The 13,034-nt window shown below is 68.7% G+C and carries 13 protein-coding genes; 4 read left to right on the forward strand and 9 right to left on the reverse strand.

Annotation, left to right across the window (positions count from 1 at the left end):
* Position 1: 1 nt before the first annotated feature.
* Entirely contained in the window at positions 2-1,645 is a 1,644-nt protein-coding gene (locus BBJ41_RS22935; RefSeq protein WP_236872131.1) for a ShlB/FhaC/HecB family hemolysin secretion/activation protein, read from the reverse strand.
* An 806-nt stretch (positions 1,646-2,451) separates the two neighbouring features.
* Between BBJ41_RS22935 and BBJ41_RS22940 the strand changes: the two genes are divergently transcribed.
* Positions 2,452-3,018 carry a hypothetical protein gene (locus BBJ41_RS22940; RefSeq protein WP_069748577.1) on the forward strand — a complete coding sequence of 189 codons (567 nt, stop codon included), beginning with the start codon at positions 2,452-2,454 and terminating at the stop codon, positions 3,016-3,018.
* A gap of 34 nt (positions 3,019-3,052) precedes the next feature.
* Positions 3,053-4,048, forward strand: coding sequence for a type II secretion system minor pseudopilin GspK (gene gspK / locus BBJ41_RS22945; RefSeq protein ID WP_069748578.1), 996 nt, complete (start codon positions 3,053-3,055; stop codon positions 4,046-4,048).
* A gap of 34 nt (positions 4,049-4,082) precedes the next feature.
* Here gspK and BBJ41_RS22950 read toward each other — a convergent pair whose 3' ends face one another.
* Positions 4,083-5,732: a type II toxin-antitoxin system Phd/YefM family antitoxin gene (locus BBJ41_RS22950; protein WP_069748579.1), complete on the reverse strand. Its 1,650-nt coding sequence runs from the start codon at positions 5,730-5,732 to the stop codon at positions 4,083-4,085.
* Positions 5,733-5,899: 167 nt separating this feature from the next.
* On the opposite strand from BBJ41_RS22950, the gene BBJ41_RS22955 reads away from it, so the two are divergent.
* Complete coding sequence (locus BBJ41_RS22955; protein ID WP_069748580.1) at positions 5,900-6,724, forward strand: hypothetical protein; 825 nt, start codon at positions 5,900-5,902, stop codon at positions 6,722-6,724.
* Between the two features lie 227 nt (positions 6,725-6,951).
* On the opposite strand, the gene BBJ41_RS22960 is transcribed toward BBJ41_RS22955, so the two are convergent.
* The 6 genes from BBJ41_RS22960 to gspG form a co-directional block, all read right to left on the reverse strand.
* Positions 6,952-7,212, reverse strand: a complete 261-nt coding sequence (locus BBJ41_RS22960) for a FecR/PupR family sigma factor regulator (RefSeq protein ID WP_083281948.1) — start codon at positions 7,210-7,212, stop codon at positions 6,952-6,954.
* A gap of 264 nt (positions 7,213-7,476) precedes the next feature.
* Complete coding sequence (locus BBJ41_RS22965; protein ID WP_069748582.1) at positions 7,477-8,472, reverse strand: FecR family protein; 996 nt, start codon at positions 8,470-8,472, stop codon at positions 7,477-7,479.
* 11 nt (positions 8,473-8,483) lie between these two features.
* Entirely contained in the window at positions 8,484-9,035 is a 552-nt protein-coding gene (locus tag BBJ41_RS22970) for an RNA polymerase sigma factor (protein WP_069748583.1), read from the reverse strand.
* 6 nt (positions 9,036-9,041) lie between these two features.
* Positions 9,042-9,788 (reverse strand): secretin and TonB N-terminal domain-containing protein, encoded by a 747-nt coding sequence (locus tag BBJ41_RS22975; RefSeq protein ID WP_069748584.1) that lies wholly within the window; start codon positions 9,786-9,788, stop codon positions 9,042-9,044.
* Between the two features lie 200 nt (positions 9,789-9,988).
* Positions 9,989-10,522, reverse strand: a complete 534-nt coding sequence (locus tag BBJ41_RS22980; protein ID WP_083281949.1) for a GspH/FimT family pseudopilin — start codon at positions 10,520-10,522, stop codon at positions 9,989-9,991.
* On the reverse strand, positions 10,497-10,910 hold the full coding sequence (gspG, locus tag BBJ41_RS22985; protein WP_069750332.1) for a type II secretion system major pseudopilin GspG: 414 nt from the start codon (positions 10,908-10,910) through the stop codon (positions 10,497-10,499). Before gspG ends, BBJ41_RS22980 begins: the two co-directional genes overlap by 26 nt.
* 130 nt (positions 10,911-11,040) lie before the next feature.
* On the opposite strand from gspG, the gene BBJ41_RS22990 reads away from it, so the two are divergent.
* Entirely contained in the window at positions 11,041-11,487 is a 447-nt protein-coding gene (locus BBJ41_RS22990; protein WP_069748586.1) for a type II secretion system protein N, read from the forward strand.
* Between the two features lie 7 nt (positions 11,488-11,494).
* On the opposite strand, the gene gspF is transcribed toward BBJ41_RS22990, so the two are convergent.
* Complete coding sequence (gspF, locus tag BBJ41_RS22995; protein ID WP_069748587.1) at positions 11,495-12,712, reverse strand: type II secretion system inner membrane protein GspF; 1,218 nt, start codon at positions 12,710-12,712, stop codon at positions 11,495-11,497.
* Positions 12,713-13,034: the final 322 nt, after the last annotated feature.

A 13,034-nucleotide genomic window follows, 5' to 3' on the forward strand; every position in this document is an offset into this window, starting at 1 on the left:
GTCAGAACCCCAGCCTTACGTAGAAATCGAACCGCGGGCTGTACTGCCGCGTATAGACGCCCGCCTTCAGCGGCCATCCGGCCTCGAAATCCGCGCTCGCGTATTTCATGATCTGCAGCCGCGTACCGACGCCGACGCTCATCAGGTTGAAGCGCGCCGTCTGCTCCGGCAGCGGGCTCAGCAACCACAGGTGCGCGGCGTCGAAGAACGCATGGAAACGCCACTCGTTCAGGCGGCTGCCGACCGCGCCGCCGAGCCACTTCACGAGCGACGGGCTGCGCACTTCGAGCGATGCGATCACGCCGCTGTCGGCCGTGTTCTCGGCCTGCATGTAGCCGCGCACGCTGTTCATCCCGCCCGCGGCGAACTGCTCGCTCGACACGAGCGGCGAGTTCGAGATCTGCGCGTTCACGTGCGCATTGGCCTGCATGTCGTTCGCGAAGCGCTGCGTGTGATTGACGTCGAACTTGCCGTACACGAAATCGGGCGTCGCGTTGTAGCGCTTGTTGTCCCAGGCGCCCCAGTCGCTGCCGAGGCCGCGAATGTTCGTCGTCAGCGACGCGGAGAACGACGTCTGCGAGTTCTTCAGGCTCAACTGGCCGTTGTACGACAGCGTGACCGGCACGTAGGTGAGCGGCGCGGTCGAGACCCCCTGGCCCGGCTGCGACACGTTTTCGTCGTAATGCTTGCGGTCGATCTCGACGCTGACGGAGTGCGCGTAGGTCTCCGTCGCCGGCAGCGAATAGATCGCGGTGAAGCCGTACGTGGTGCCCTTGCCGAGCACGTTGGTGTTGCCGACCGACGCGACGTTGCTGTCCGAATGCACGATCGTCGCGAGGAAGCTCCAGCGCGAATCCTTGATCGGTGCGAGATACGAGAACGCATAGACGCGCGCGTCGTTCGGATGCTGCGGCGCGAGCACGTAGGTGCCGGAAATCACGTGGCCGAGCTGCCAGAGATTCGAGTAGCTGAGGCTCGCGCTCGTGCGCAGCGTCGACGTGCCGGGGCTGTTGTCGTTGTTCAGTTCGAGCGTGCCGTGCAGCGGGCTGTGATCGTCGACCTTCAGATCGACGTCGACCGTCTGCGGCATCGCGCCCGGCTTGAGCACCGGAATCACCTGCCGGTCCGCCGAGCGGTTCAGGTCGGTGAGCTGCTGCTGCGCCTGGCTGAAATCGGGCACCGTGCCTTCGGCGAGCGCGGGCACCGCATCGCGGATGTTCTGCGGCGAGTTGTATTTCGCGCCGTCGACGCGCAATCGCCCGACCTTCGCCTCGACCACCTGCAGCAGGATCACGCCGTTCTTCACCTGCTGCTGCGGCAGCTCGACGACCACCGACTGATAGCCGCGCTCCTGGTAGGCCTTCTGCAATGCGTCGCGTGCCGCATTCACGTCGGTGAGCGTCCGTCCCGGCCCTTCGAACGGGTACACGGCCTTCTCGATCTCGAGCGTCGGCAACGTCGTGTTGCCGCGCACCACGAAGGCATTCACGTCGAACGTCTGCGGCGCCGACGGCGCGGGCTTCGCGGCTTCCTGCGCATGAATGCCCGGCGCGATGCTCAGCCCTCCGGCCAGCACGGCGCCGGCCAGGCATCGGCAATTCAGCCGCCATCGTTCGCGTGACTTGCGGTCTACTCTCGGCGGCATGCGCCATTCCCCTTTGTTGTTCCGGATCGCGGCGAAGCGCACTCACCCCGTCGCCCGCTCCGCTATCAAATGCCTGTTTCACTTTGATGACGATTTATTCGCCATCCTTAGCATGAATTGCACAATGCATTACCCGATTTCCGTACCCGCGCTCGACCGCGTCTACCGGAAAGGACGAAGCGAATCCGTCAAACCCGCACACCCGATTCGCATCGTCGCGATCGGCTGCCTGACGACGCTTCGGCACGGCTGCGTCGACCGGCAACGACGATCGTGTGCGGCGCACGCGTCGCCGCTCTCACCTACCTAGACGGAACCGGGCGCGCATTGCCGCAAACTTTTTTTCGCGGGCCGTCCGGTTCGACGCCGGAGGCAGGACACGGCCGCCGGCGTGCGGCCGGCGATGCGCGCGCAACGACCGCCCGCGCGCAATGCGCGGGACGTTGCGCAGGAATGTGCGTGGCCCCCGTTTCGTGTGCGTGTCGTCCGCCACGGCCGTCACGGCTCATGGACGTCGCGCTCGCGCGCGATCGCCGGCAAACGTGTTGCCGCCCGGAAGCGATCGCGCAAAGCGCGTCCCCACTGCGAGCGGCACGACAATCCTCGGGTTTCAACCGGGAAGTTTTTGTGACATTCCGCTGAAGATATGCACGACACGCGCGCGAGACCGTTTCCGTGCACCGTCATCGCGGGGCGGCGGTGCCGCCGGCGTCCCGATCGACGAAAACCTGCGGTTTGCAGGCGCCCGCTTCGTCCTAGCTATTGGGTCAACAAGAAGGTAATGACGTCAACGACGGGATGCATTCATGTCATTCGCCACGATATTCGTACGGTGGCTCGCCGGGCGTTTGTCCGGCTTTGCCGCGACCGCCGGCCGGCCGCCGTCCGCCACCTGCGCCGTGGCGCGGCGCCCGTTGCGCTGGCGCGCGCCGTGGCTCGCCTGGCAACTGTTTTCGTGGATCGCGCTCACGGTGCTCGCACCGCCGATCTGGACGATCGGCACGTTGCTGCTGATCAACGCGTCGAGCGACCAGCCGCTGTTCTGGATGCTCGCGATGGCGATCGTGCCGGTCGCGAACGGCGCGGCCATCGTCGCGGCGAACCAGCGGCATCACCGCGCGCCGTTCACGCGGCGCTCGACGGTCGCGCTCTACCTGTTCTTCGTCGCGATGGCGGTCGGCTGCGCGCTGTTCGTGCTGCTGCTGTGGCGCTCGCATTCGATCGCATCGCTGGTCGGCCCGCTCGCGGTCGCCGCCGACGGCACGCATGCCGCGACGCTCGCGTTCTGGGTGGCCGGCCTCGCCGCGATGTTCGGCGTCACGTCATCTGCGCATGCGAGCATCGCACACGCGTGGCTGGCGTTCGAGGATTGAGCGCCACCGCGCCGCCATCGCAGGAGCCAAGCGCATGCATCGATACGGAAGGTTCGGGAAAGCGCGACCGACGCGCGAACGCGGCATCGCGATCGTGACGGTGCTGCTCGTCGTCGCGCTGGCCGCCACGCTCGCGGCCAGCGTGCTGTGGCGCCAGCAGGTCGCGACCCGCGACGTGGAGAACCAGCGGCTCGCCACCCAGACGATGTGGGTCGAACGCGCGGCGGTCGAATGGGCGCGCGCGACGCTGCGCGCGCAGAGCGCGACGTCGAACGTCACGTTCGTCGGCCAGCCGTGGTCGTCGCCGGCCGCCGACGTGCAGCTTGCGGACCTGCTGCCGCCCGATGCCGCGGCGGTCAACGCGGAACTGTCGCGCGCGTGGATCTCCGGGCACGTCGAGGATGCGCAGGCGCGCTTCAACCTGACGAACCTCGTGTCGCGCGTCGCGCCCGGCAAGCCTTGGCAGGCCAACGCCGAAGGCGTGCTGGCGTACCGGCGGTTGCTCGGCCAGCTATCGCTCGATCCTGCGCTCGCGCAGCTGACGGCCGACTACATGCTGCGCTCGCTGCGCGACACGAACGGCCCCGACGGATGGCCGCTGCAGCTCGTTTCCATCGACGATCTCGCGCGCATTCCCGGCTACGACGCGCATGCAATCGACACGCTGGCGCCGTTCACGACGATCCTGCCGGATCTGACCACCGTCAACGCCAATACCGCGGCCGAGCCCGTGCTCGTCGCCGCGATTCCGACCCTGTCGGCCAGCCAGGCCAAGCGGCTCGTCGACCGGCGCGGCACCGCGTACTTCGTCAGCACCGGCGACATCGCCGAATACCTGCTGCCCGCACGAAACGGCAGCCCGACGCTGCCGGACGGATCGGTCGTCGGCGTCAACAGCATCTACTTCCTCGTGCATTGCCGCGTGCATTCGGCGCGCATCAACGCGCGCGTCGATACGCTGGTCGCGCGCTACGGCAGCGGGAATTTCACGTGGACGTCGGTGATCTGGGTGCACCGGCTGACGAGCTGAACGCGGCGCACGGGCAAGCCCGTGCGAAACCGCGCTAGTTCAGTGACGATTCGCCCAACGCGACGGCACGCATGCCCTGCGCGGCCGCGCAGTCGAACGACAGCCGCGTGAGATTCGTTTCGCGTACTTCGCCGAGCAGCCGGTTCCAGTCGTCGATCGACACGAGCAACGCGATCGGGCGGTTGTATTTCGTGACCATCACGAGCGCCTCGCCGGCGTGCCGCAATGCCTTCGACGGATTGCTGCTGAAGTCGCGCGTCGCCATCGCGATCGTGCGCAGGCTGAACACGCTCGCGGCGGGATCGCCGCCGTCGTCGTGCAGCAGGCATTCGAGCGTCGCCGCGCGCAGCAGCGCCTGCGACTTCGCGGACAGCCGGTTGTCGCGACGCCTGCGCCGTTCGCTGCGCGGATCGACATGCACGGCGAGCATCCGCACCATCTGGCCGAGCGCCGCCGCGGGTAACTGGTCGTAACGACGCCACCAGTCGGGCGGCAACGCAATCATCATCCCCGCATAGGTTGCCGCGACGCCGTCGGCGATGTGCGACGGCACGCGCTCCGCATCTCGCTCGTCCAGGGTAAGCGCGCCGCCGACGACGCGCGTCATCACGCTGAACGCGTTGTACGCGAGCGCCGCGATTCCGCTCGCGAGCAGCGACGCGCGCGCGGGTACGCCGCCGAACGGCGCGCCGCCCGTCACGGGATCGAGCGGCAACGGCAGCGCATCGCGCCAGCGACGGCGCGCCAGCTGCATGACCTGGCGCGCGTCGAACTGCCCGGCGGGCAGGTTCGTCAGCACCGCGACCGTCGCGCCCGGACTGCCGTCGAGCGTGTGATCGCGCCATTCGATCCGCCTGAGCGTACCGGCCGCATCGCCGTCGCCCGCGATGCCGACGGCCTGCTCGCGGAGATACCCGGTATCGAGGCGGCCGGCGTCGCGCCAGCCGCCGAGCGGCCGGCAGGCGGCCGCGCCGCCGTATTCGCACAGCACGAACGCCCCCCCGCGGCGCGGCCAGCCCGACACGATCGCATCGGTATCGAAACGGCCGTCGACGATCCACAGCTCGCCCGGCCGCACCGTCTCCAGCAGCGCGCCGACGAATGCGCGCTCGTGCGCCCGGCCGCGTTCGACCGGCAGCAGGTCGACGATCATCCCGAGATCCGGATCGTAGACCGGCAACGCGCGTGCGCCGCTCGCCCCCGCCGCCTCGCGCGCCGGATCGTCGCACGCGCGCCCGCACCCGCAACCGGCGGCCCCGGGCGCGCAACCGTCGCCCGCGCCGTCCAGCACGCGCAGCCGCATCCCGCCGACCGAACGCGCACGTTCGTCGGCACGCGTCGCCGCGACCGGCAGCAGCAGATCGACGCTGTCCCTGACGAGCGCGCGCCCCCAGCCGGCCCGCCATCGGCTCATGCCGTCGTGAAGCGCGGCCACGGCGACGCCGGACGCGGACGACACGTTGCCGGTGGCGGCCTGCGGCGTACGCGCGTGCATGGCAAGCGCGGCGATCGCGTCGACCGCCAGCGCGAACAGCGTTTCGCGGATCGACTCGTCGTCGGGCCCTTCGTCGGCTTCGGCCACGGTGTCGATCCAGTCGTCGTGCAGCGCGCATTGCAGCACGAGCCGCGTCATGATCGTCATCGGGCTCAGTTCGACGAAGCGTTCCACGATCGTGCGCATCATCGGGTGACTCCATACGGTTCGGCCGGGTACGCCCGCCTGCCTGCCGCGCGGCGCAATCGCACTTGACGGGCCGCCCGCGACGCCGCAGCATCGTGGGCGACCACCGGCCCCGCACGACGACGCGCCGTCGCGGCGGTCCGCCCGCAATCGATGCACGAGGCACCGGCATGTACGTTGATCCACGCGTGGCGCACGGCCGCGCCCGGTTCGATCTGAGCGGCTCTCCGCGACTCGTCGCCGACGAGCGCCGCTGGGAAATCAGCGACGTCGTCACGCGCGGCCTCGACGATTTCACGGGCGTGCGCAACCGCCGCAACCTGATGCGGCTGCTCGAGCGCCAGATCGCGCCGAAGCTCGCCCGCCTCGGGCTCGAGCCGTACGTCGGCACGCTCGGTCACGCCGAAGGCTTGTTCGTCAACTTCTCGACGATGAGCGCCGAGCACGGCCTGCGCGAATTCCAGCTGCAATTGACGGTGCCCGACCTGGTACTGCGCAGCTTCGCGTCGAACGTGATCCGCCCGCACGCGGTCGCGCGCTGCATGCAGCGCAACGGCGTGATGTCGCTTTCGGAAATCGAACATGAGACGCGCGTCGCGTTCGTCGCGGCGCGCGTGATGCGCTCGCTCGCACTCGCGGAGGGCTGGCAGCAGATCGGCGTGCCGACGCCTCACGGGCTGTTCGTCGGCACGCTGACCGATGCGCACGACGTCGCGATGAACACCTATTTCCGGCCCGGCGACAACGATCGCCCATCGCGCTGGGGCGGCTTCTCGGCACTTTTCTCGACGATGCCGGACTGGCGCACGGAACAGGTCCGGCACGGCGGCGAGCTGCTGCAATGGATGGTCAACCATATCGTGGCCTTGCAAGAATCCGCACCGTTCGTCGAACGCTTTCCCTTTCTGCGCGAGCCGCTGCGCGACGCCGGCGATCCGCTCGACGCCGCGTGGAGCGGCGCACGCGCCGGCCTGCGGCACGGGTCGCCATCCTGAATCGCGAAGCCGGGCGCCGGCATGCCGGTCACGCCGGGTGAACGGCGATCCGGGGGCCTGTTCCCGCTCCGGCCCCCGGTCCCCGCCTCGCTTCACGGCCCCCTCGCTCTCTCATATACAAGGTCGAAGCGGGCGCGCGTAACCCGCAGACTTTCTTGCAACGCCCGCGCGCGGCGTCATGACAGCGATTCCGGCGCGCGAGCATACGCCACGCGCCGCCCGCCGCGTCAATGCGTGCGCGGCGATCCGCCCGACTCGCCCGGTTCCTGGCGGCCGGCCGTCTCCAGCACGGCCCACATCCAGATCAGCTCGCGCACCGTGCGCGCGTGCGCGTCGCTCTGCGCGCGCCAGCGCCCGAAAGCGTCGAGTTCGTGCTCCGTCGTGTCGCCGGCGCGCAGCCACAGCAGCCAGCGCACCGCGCCCTCGCGGATCGCGTCGGCACGCGTGTTCGCGTCGCCGGAATCCGCATCCCGTTGCGATTCGTTCATGATCACGCCACCGCCCGAAGCTCAATCGACACACATTCCCCGCACCGCGCATCGCTGCGCGGCCGGGGCGCTTGCCACCCACGCCTCGGGTCCGACGACGCCCCGCCGGGCCGCCATGAAAGACGGCCCGGCGTTTGCCGGCCCTCATGGATTAGGTCGTATCGAAGGGCCGTAACCCGCAGCGCGCGGGTAGCCCTGAAGCGGGCAAAGGGCCCGCCCGACGGAGGAAGAAAGGAAGGAAAGCGGAAAGTGCGGGAAGCCGCGTCAGCTCAGCAGCACGATGTTGCCGGGCAGGCGCGTGATGTGCGCGCCGTACAGGCGGCCGACCATGTCGATCACGTCGTCGAGCCGCGTGATCGGGAACTGCGCCTGCATCCGGTTTTCGCCGAGCGACGCGCTGCGCAGGATGACCTTGCCGCGCCGGTAGCGGTTGATCTCGTCGACGACGTCCGCCAGCGGCACGCCGTTGAACACCAGCATGCCGCGCCGCCATGCGCTGACCGCGCCCGGATCGGTCCGCGACACCGGTTGCACGCCGCGATCGTCATAGACGACCTGATCGTCGGCCTTCAGCGTGCGCGCGCCGCGCGGATGCTCGAGCGCGACCGTGCCGGACAGGCAGGTCACACAGACCTGCGAGCCCGTGCGCCGCACGTTGAAGCGGGCGATGGTCGCCTGCATGCGGCCGCCGCCGGCGACCACCGTGACGGGCTGGATCGGCGTCGCGCGGCCGGCCGGCGGCGCGGCCGCATCGATCTCCGCTTCGCCCGCGACGACTTCGACGCCGTGCGCGGCATCGCCCGCGGGCAACACGTCGACGCGCGTCTGCGTGTTCAACTCCACCGTCACGCGCGACGACAGCGCAACACTGCGTTGCTCGCCGGTGCCCGTGTGGTAATCGGCCGCGAGATCGCCGAGCGACGGCCACAACTGCATCGGCGGACGCACCGCGAGCCACGACGCGCCGGCTGCGACCGCGAAGCCGATGAACGCGCGCCGCCCGGTGCGCATCGTGCGCTCGCGCTTTGCAACGTTTGCCCAGGCAGCGGCCGCACGCTCCTCGTGCGCGAGTTCGGTCGCCGCCGTGCGCAGCGCGCTCCAGGTGCCGCGCAGCAGATCGGCGGCTTGCGGACGATCGGCGCACCAGCGCTCGAACGCGTCGGCTTCGGCCTGGCTCGCGTCCCCCGAGCGCAGACGCAACAGCCACGCACTCGCTTCGTCGAGTTCGTCGTGGGCAGGTTCGGCCTGGGCTTTCGTCATCGTCCGGATGCTCAAAATTTACGCGGGCCGCCTCGCGAACCCGTGTAAGAATCACCGTCTTCTTCCTGCATGCGCTGCAGGCAGTACTTCATCGCCGCGCTCAGCTCGCTTTCGACGAGCCGCAGCGAAATGCCGAAATGCTCGGCGATCTCGCGGTTCAGCAGGCCGTCCACACGGGCGGCCAGCAGGATCGCGCGGCGCCGCGGCGGCAGGCCGCGCAGCACGTCCTTCAGTGTCTCGACCTTGCGGCGCGCCGCGACGATGCGCTCGGGATCGGCCAGTTCGTCGGGCATCTCGAGCAGCGTCTCGACATCGTCGTCGTGCAAATGCCGCCGTTCGCGGCGATGCTGGTCGATCGCGACATTGTTCGCCATCCCGAGTATATAGGCGTCCGCGTTCGTCACCTGCGTGGAGACGTTCGCGTTCTCGAGGCGCAGCCAGGTTTCGTGCAGCGCGTCGGCCGCGCCGTCCTTCGACCCCGTCACGCGCTCGAGGCGCCTGACGAGATACGCGTAGCGCGTCGCCAGCAGCTTCCTGAGCCCGGTGCGATTGCTGTCGGTCATCGCGGCCTAGCCCCGAGCGGCCGGCTGCGGCGCCGGACAACGAAAATGCACGCCGTTGCCGGCCGGCCGAAGCAGGATCGTGACCGGCTGCGGCAGGTCCGCCGGCGGCGCATCGTCCAGCTTCAGCGCGCGCAGCGCGCGCATCACCGCCGCGTCGCGGGCGGCCGAACCGCTCGATGCCACCATGTTGACCGCCACCACCGCCCCCCTGTTGTCGATGCGCACCTGCGCGACGAGTCGATAGCTGCCCGGCACCGCCGCCGGCTGCGCGCACAGCGCATCGATCAGATGCGCCTGCAGCAGGCCCGCGAACGCGCGCCGATCGCCGGAATCGCCGATCCCGTCGATCGGCAAGGCCGCATCCGCCGGCGTGTCGGCCGTCGCGGGCGCCGTCCCGGCAACCGGCTGCGCGACGATGATCGCTTCGTCCGGACGCGAGAATTCCGCACGCAACCCCGTTCCGGCCAGCATCCGCTCGAGCGCGTCGCGCGGCGCGAATTCGCCCTGGACCGGCGCACTCGTGCGCCCGTCGAGCAGCGGCGCCGGCGCCAGCACGATCAGCTCGGTGATCCGCGCGAAGTCCTGCAAGGTCTTCGCGAGCGGCTGCGCGGGCAGATCGAAACGCACCGCGCTGCCCGGCTGGCGGCCGATGGAACCGGTCTCCTGCGCCTGCACGCCACGCATGCACAGCACGACGAACGCGAGCCACGCGACGAGCGCCAGGACACCGGTCGGCGCCCGTGAACGAGTCATGAATCCCTGGACGGAAGTGGAGTTGCACGCTGCCGGCGAAACGCGCACCCCCGTGAGCGGTTTCGTGGCAAGCGAACGTCAGATTGTGAGCGGGCACTATGACAGTCAGGTGAAGTATGCCGATCCGCGACACGATCGCGCCGCACCGCTTTCGTGCGTCACGGGTTCGGGGCTTGCGCCCGCGCGACGCCGCGCGCCGCTCATGGCCGGCGCACGACGAAATTGCCGATGCCCGTGCCGACCACCGCCATCCGCACCTCGCCGGACCACAGCGTGATCGTCACCGGCACGTCGATGCTTTCGCTGCCGAGCACGACGCGCGACGGCACTTCGCCGCCGCCCGTGTAACGCACCGACACGCCCGTCACCGCCGAGCCCCAGCGGCGTGCGCGATACAGGTCGTCCGTCATCGGCGCCCACGCACCGTTCTCCGTGCGCTGCACGAACCGGTAGCCGCCACCCACCGGCTGCCACGCGATCGGCATCGAGCGCACCTGCGCTTCGTCGCCGGCCGATTCGAGCAGGTTCGCGAGCCGCTGCGCTTCCTCGGCGAGATCGGTGCGGCGATTGCGCGACGGCGCGAGCGTCACGACCGCGACCAGCAGCCCGACGATCACGAGCACGACGAGCATCTCCAGCAGCGTGAAGCCCGCCGCGCGACGGGGCGCGAGCATGCGCGACTTCCCGGGAGGCGCGATCGTCATGCCGTTACTGCCACGAACCGATATCCGCATCGTTCCCCTCGCCGCCCGGCTTGCCGTCCGCGCCGTAGCTGAACACGTCGATCGCGCCGTGCGCGCCCGGGTTCAGGTATTGATACGCGTTGCCCCACGGGTCCTTCGGCAACCGTTCCAGATACCCGCCGTCCTTCCAGTTGTTCGGTACCGGGTCGGTGGTCGGCTTCTGGATCAACGCAGCGAGCCCCTGCTCTTGCGACGGGTAACGGCCGTTGTCGAGGCGATACAGGTTCAGCGATTGCATCATCGTGCCGATGTCCTGCTTCGCGGCGATGCGGCGCGCCTCGTCGGGGCGGCTCATGATCTTCGGCACGATCAGCGCCGCGAGAATGCCGAGGATCGCGACGACCACCATGATCTCGATCAGCGTGAAGCCGCGTTGCATGCGGCGGCGTACACGTTCATGCGTCGGCCCTGCGTGCGATGTTCGCCATTCGTCGTGCCCCGTCATCATGCGTTCACCCTTGCGTCAAAGAATGGAATCCGTTCACCGTTCATCGAATCGATCCGCCGCCATGAAACCGCTCACCCTGCTCAGCAACATTCCGTCCCGCGTCGATTTCGTTCCGCTCGTCGCGACGCTCGTTTCCGGCGCGGCGCTCGTCGCCGTGTCGCTGTGGGCCGTGCGCTTGCTGAGTGCGGCCGATGCGCCCGCGCCTTCGCCTGCCGCATCGCCCGCGCCGATCGACGTTGCCGCGAGCGCACAACTCTTCGGCGCGAAGCCCGATGACAACCGCGACGCGATCCAGTTGCTCGGCGTGCTTGCGTTCGACGCACGGCGCGCAGCGGCGATCGTCAGCGTCGGCGGCGAAGCGTCGCGCGTCGTGTCGCTCGGCGCCGCGATCGGCGAAGCCGCGAAGCTCGCCGAAGTCCGCGCACGCTCGATCGTCGTCGACCGCCACGGCTTGCAGCGCGAGATCGCGTTGCCTGCCGCGGAGAAGGCGAACGTGTTCGTGCGGTAAGCCCGCATCACTGCACCATGTTGTTCAGCTCGATGATCGGCATCATCACCGCGAGCACGATCACGAGCACCACGCCGCCCATCGCGAGGATCAGCAGCGGCTCGAGCAGGCTCGTCAGGAACATCGTGCGCCGCTCCAGCTCGCGCGATTCGCCTTCGGATGCGCGGTCGAGCATCGTCGTCACGTCGCCGGTCGCCTCGCCCGAGCGGATCAGGTGCACGAGCACCGGCGGGAACGTCTTCGTATGGGCCAGCGCGCGCGACAACGCCGAGCCTTCGCGCACGCGCACGATCGCATCGTCGACGTTCGCGCTCATCGCGCGGTTCGACAGCGTCTCGCCGGCCGCCTGCAACGCACGCAGGATCGGCACGCCGGCCGCCGTCAGGATGCCCAGCGTGCTGGCGAAGCGCACCGTGTTGTAGCCGCGCACGAGCTTGCCCGCGAGCGGCGCGGTCAGCAGCCAGCGATCGAACCGGAGCCGCGGCCCTTCCCGCGACAACACCTTGCGGATCGCGAACACGATCGCGGCCATCGCCGCGAGCGACGCCCACCACCAGTGCCGCACGAAATCGGACAGCGCCATCATCACGACCGTCAGCGTCGGCAACTGCTGCTTCGTGCTGGTGAACACGTTCGCCACCTGCGGCACGACGTAGCTCAGCAGGAACGTGACGATGCCGAATGCGATCAGCGTGACGATGCCCGGATACGTGAACGCGAGCAGGATCTTCTGCTTCAGCGCGTTGCTCTGCTCGATGTAGTCCGCGAGACGCGACAGCACGACGCCGAGCTTGCCCGTGTGCTCGCCGGCCGCGACGAGCGCGCGATAGATGTCGGGGAAATCGCGCGGATGCTGACCGAGCGCATTCGCGAACGAATGGCCGCCGACGACTTCCGCGCGGATCGACGCCATCAGCTCGCGCAGGTATTCGCGCTCGGCCTGCTCGCTCAGCACCGACAGCGATTCGTCGAGCGGCAGCCCCGCGACCAGCAGGCTCGCGAGCTGGCGCGTGAGGATCGCCTGCTCGCGCTGCGACAGCTTGCGGCCGAGCGACAGGCGTTGATGACGTTCGCCGTGCAGGCGTTGCCCGGCCAGTTCGACGACGAGTGGCGTGAGCCCCTGCGTGCGCAGATGGCTGCGCCCGGCGCGCGCGCTGTCGGCTTCGAGCACGCCTTTCAGCGTGCGGCCGGTGGGATCGATCGCTTCGTAGCGGAATGCCGACATGTGAGTGCCCTCGGGTCACGCGTGTCACGCGCTGGACTTTTTCGACGACGTCGCGCAACGCGCCGGACGGAGTCGCCGGGGAAGACTACGGAGCGAACCGGCGCAGATTTGTGACGGATGTTGGGCTACCTTTTTTTGTTTCTCTTTTTGGTTCTCATTACTTCCGGTCGTTGCTCTTATATCGTAAAAACGATTTCATCGCGATTAGTGAAATCAATTATTCAAACATTAACTAGACGGCAATCATGGACTGATGGTTGCTTAATAAAAGCATTCGATCGAATCACCGGATATTCAATCCCGGAAATCCACTCCGTCTGTG

The sequence above is a fragment of the Burkholderia stabilis genome (genome assembly GCF_001742165.1).
Taxonomy (GTDB): Bacteria; Pseudomonadota; Gammaproteobacteria; order Burkholderiales; family Burkholderiaceae; genus Burkholderia; species Burkholderia stabilis.

What these genes read in the sequence shown, in the direction of transcription:
- BBJ41_RS22990 (WP_069748586.1), top strand. Translation starts at nt 11,041, where the DNA reads ATGAAACCGCTCACCCTGCTCAGCAACATTCCGTCCCGCGTCGATTTC.
- gspF (WP_069748587.1), bottom strand. Translation starts at nt 12,712, where the DNA reads ATGTCGGCATTCCGCTACGAAGCGATCGATCCCACCGGCCGCACGCTG.
- BBJ41_RS22965 (WP_069748582.1), bottom strand. Translation starts at nt 8,472, where the DNA reads ATGACGAAAGCCCAGGCCGAACCTGCCCACGACGAACTCGACGAAGCG.
- BBJ41_RS22960 (WP_083281948.1), bottom strand. Translation starts at nt 7,212, where the DNA reads ATGAACGAATCGCAACGGGATGCGGATTCCGGCGACGCGAACACGCGT.
- BBJ41_RS22975 (WP_069748584.1), bottom strand. Translation starts at nt 9,788, where the DNA reads ATGACTCGTTCACGGGCGCCGACCGGTGTCCTGGCGCTCGTCGCGTGG.
- gspK (WP_069748578.1), top strand. Translation starts at nt 3,053, where the DNA reads ATGCATCGATACGGAAGGTTCGGGAAAGCGCGACCGACGCGCGAACGC.
- BBJ41_RS22970 (WP_069748583.1), bottom strand. Translation starts at nt 9,035, where the DNA reads ATGACCGACAGCAATCGCACCGGGCTCAGGAAGCTGCTGGCGACGCGC.
- BBJ41_RS22940 (WP_069748577.1), top strand. Translation starts at nt 2,452, where the DNA reads ATGTCATTCGCCACGATATTCGTACGGTGGCTCGCCGGGCGTTTGTCC.
- BBJ41_RS22950 (WP_069748579.1), bottom strand. Translation starts at nt 5,732, where the DNA reads ATGATGCGCACGATCGTGGAACGCTTCGTCGAACTGAGCCCGATGACG.
- BBJ41_RS22935 (WP_236872131.1), bottom strand. Translation starts at nt 1,645, where the DNA reads ATGCCGCCGAGAGTAGACCGCAAGTCACGCGAACGATGGCGGCTGAAT.
- BBJ41_RS22980 (WP_083281949.1), bottom strand. Translation starts at nt 10,522, where the DNA reads ATGCGGATATCGGTTCGTGGCAGTAACGGCATGACGATCGCGCCTCCC.
- BBJ41_RS22955 (WP_069748580.1), top strand. Translation starts at nt 5,900, where the DNA reads ATGTACGTTGATCCACGCGTGGCGCACGGCCGCGCCCGGTTCGATCTG.
- gspG (WP_069750332.1), bottom strand. Translation starts at nt 10,910, where the DNA reads ATGCAACGCGGCTTCACGCTGATCGAGATCATGGTGGTCGTCGCGATC.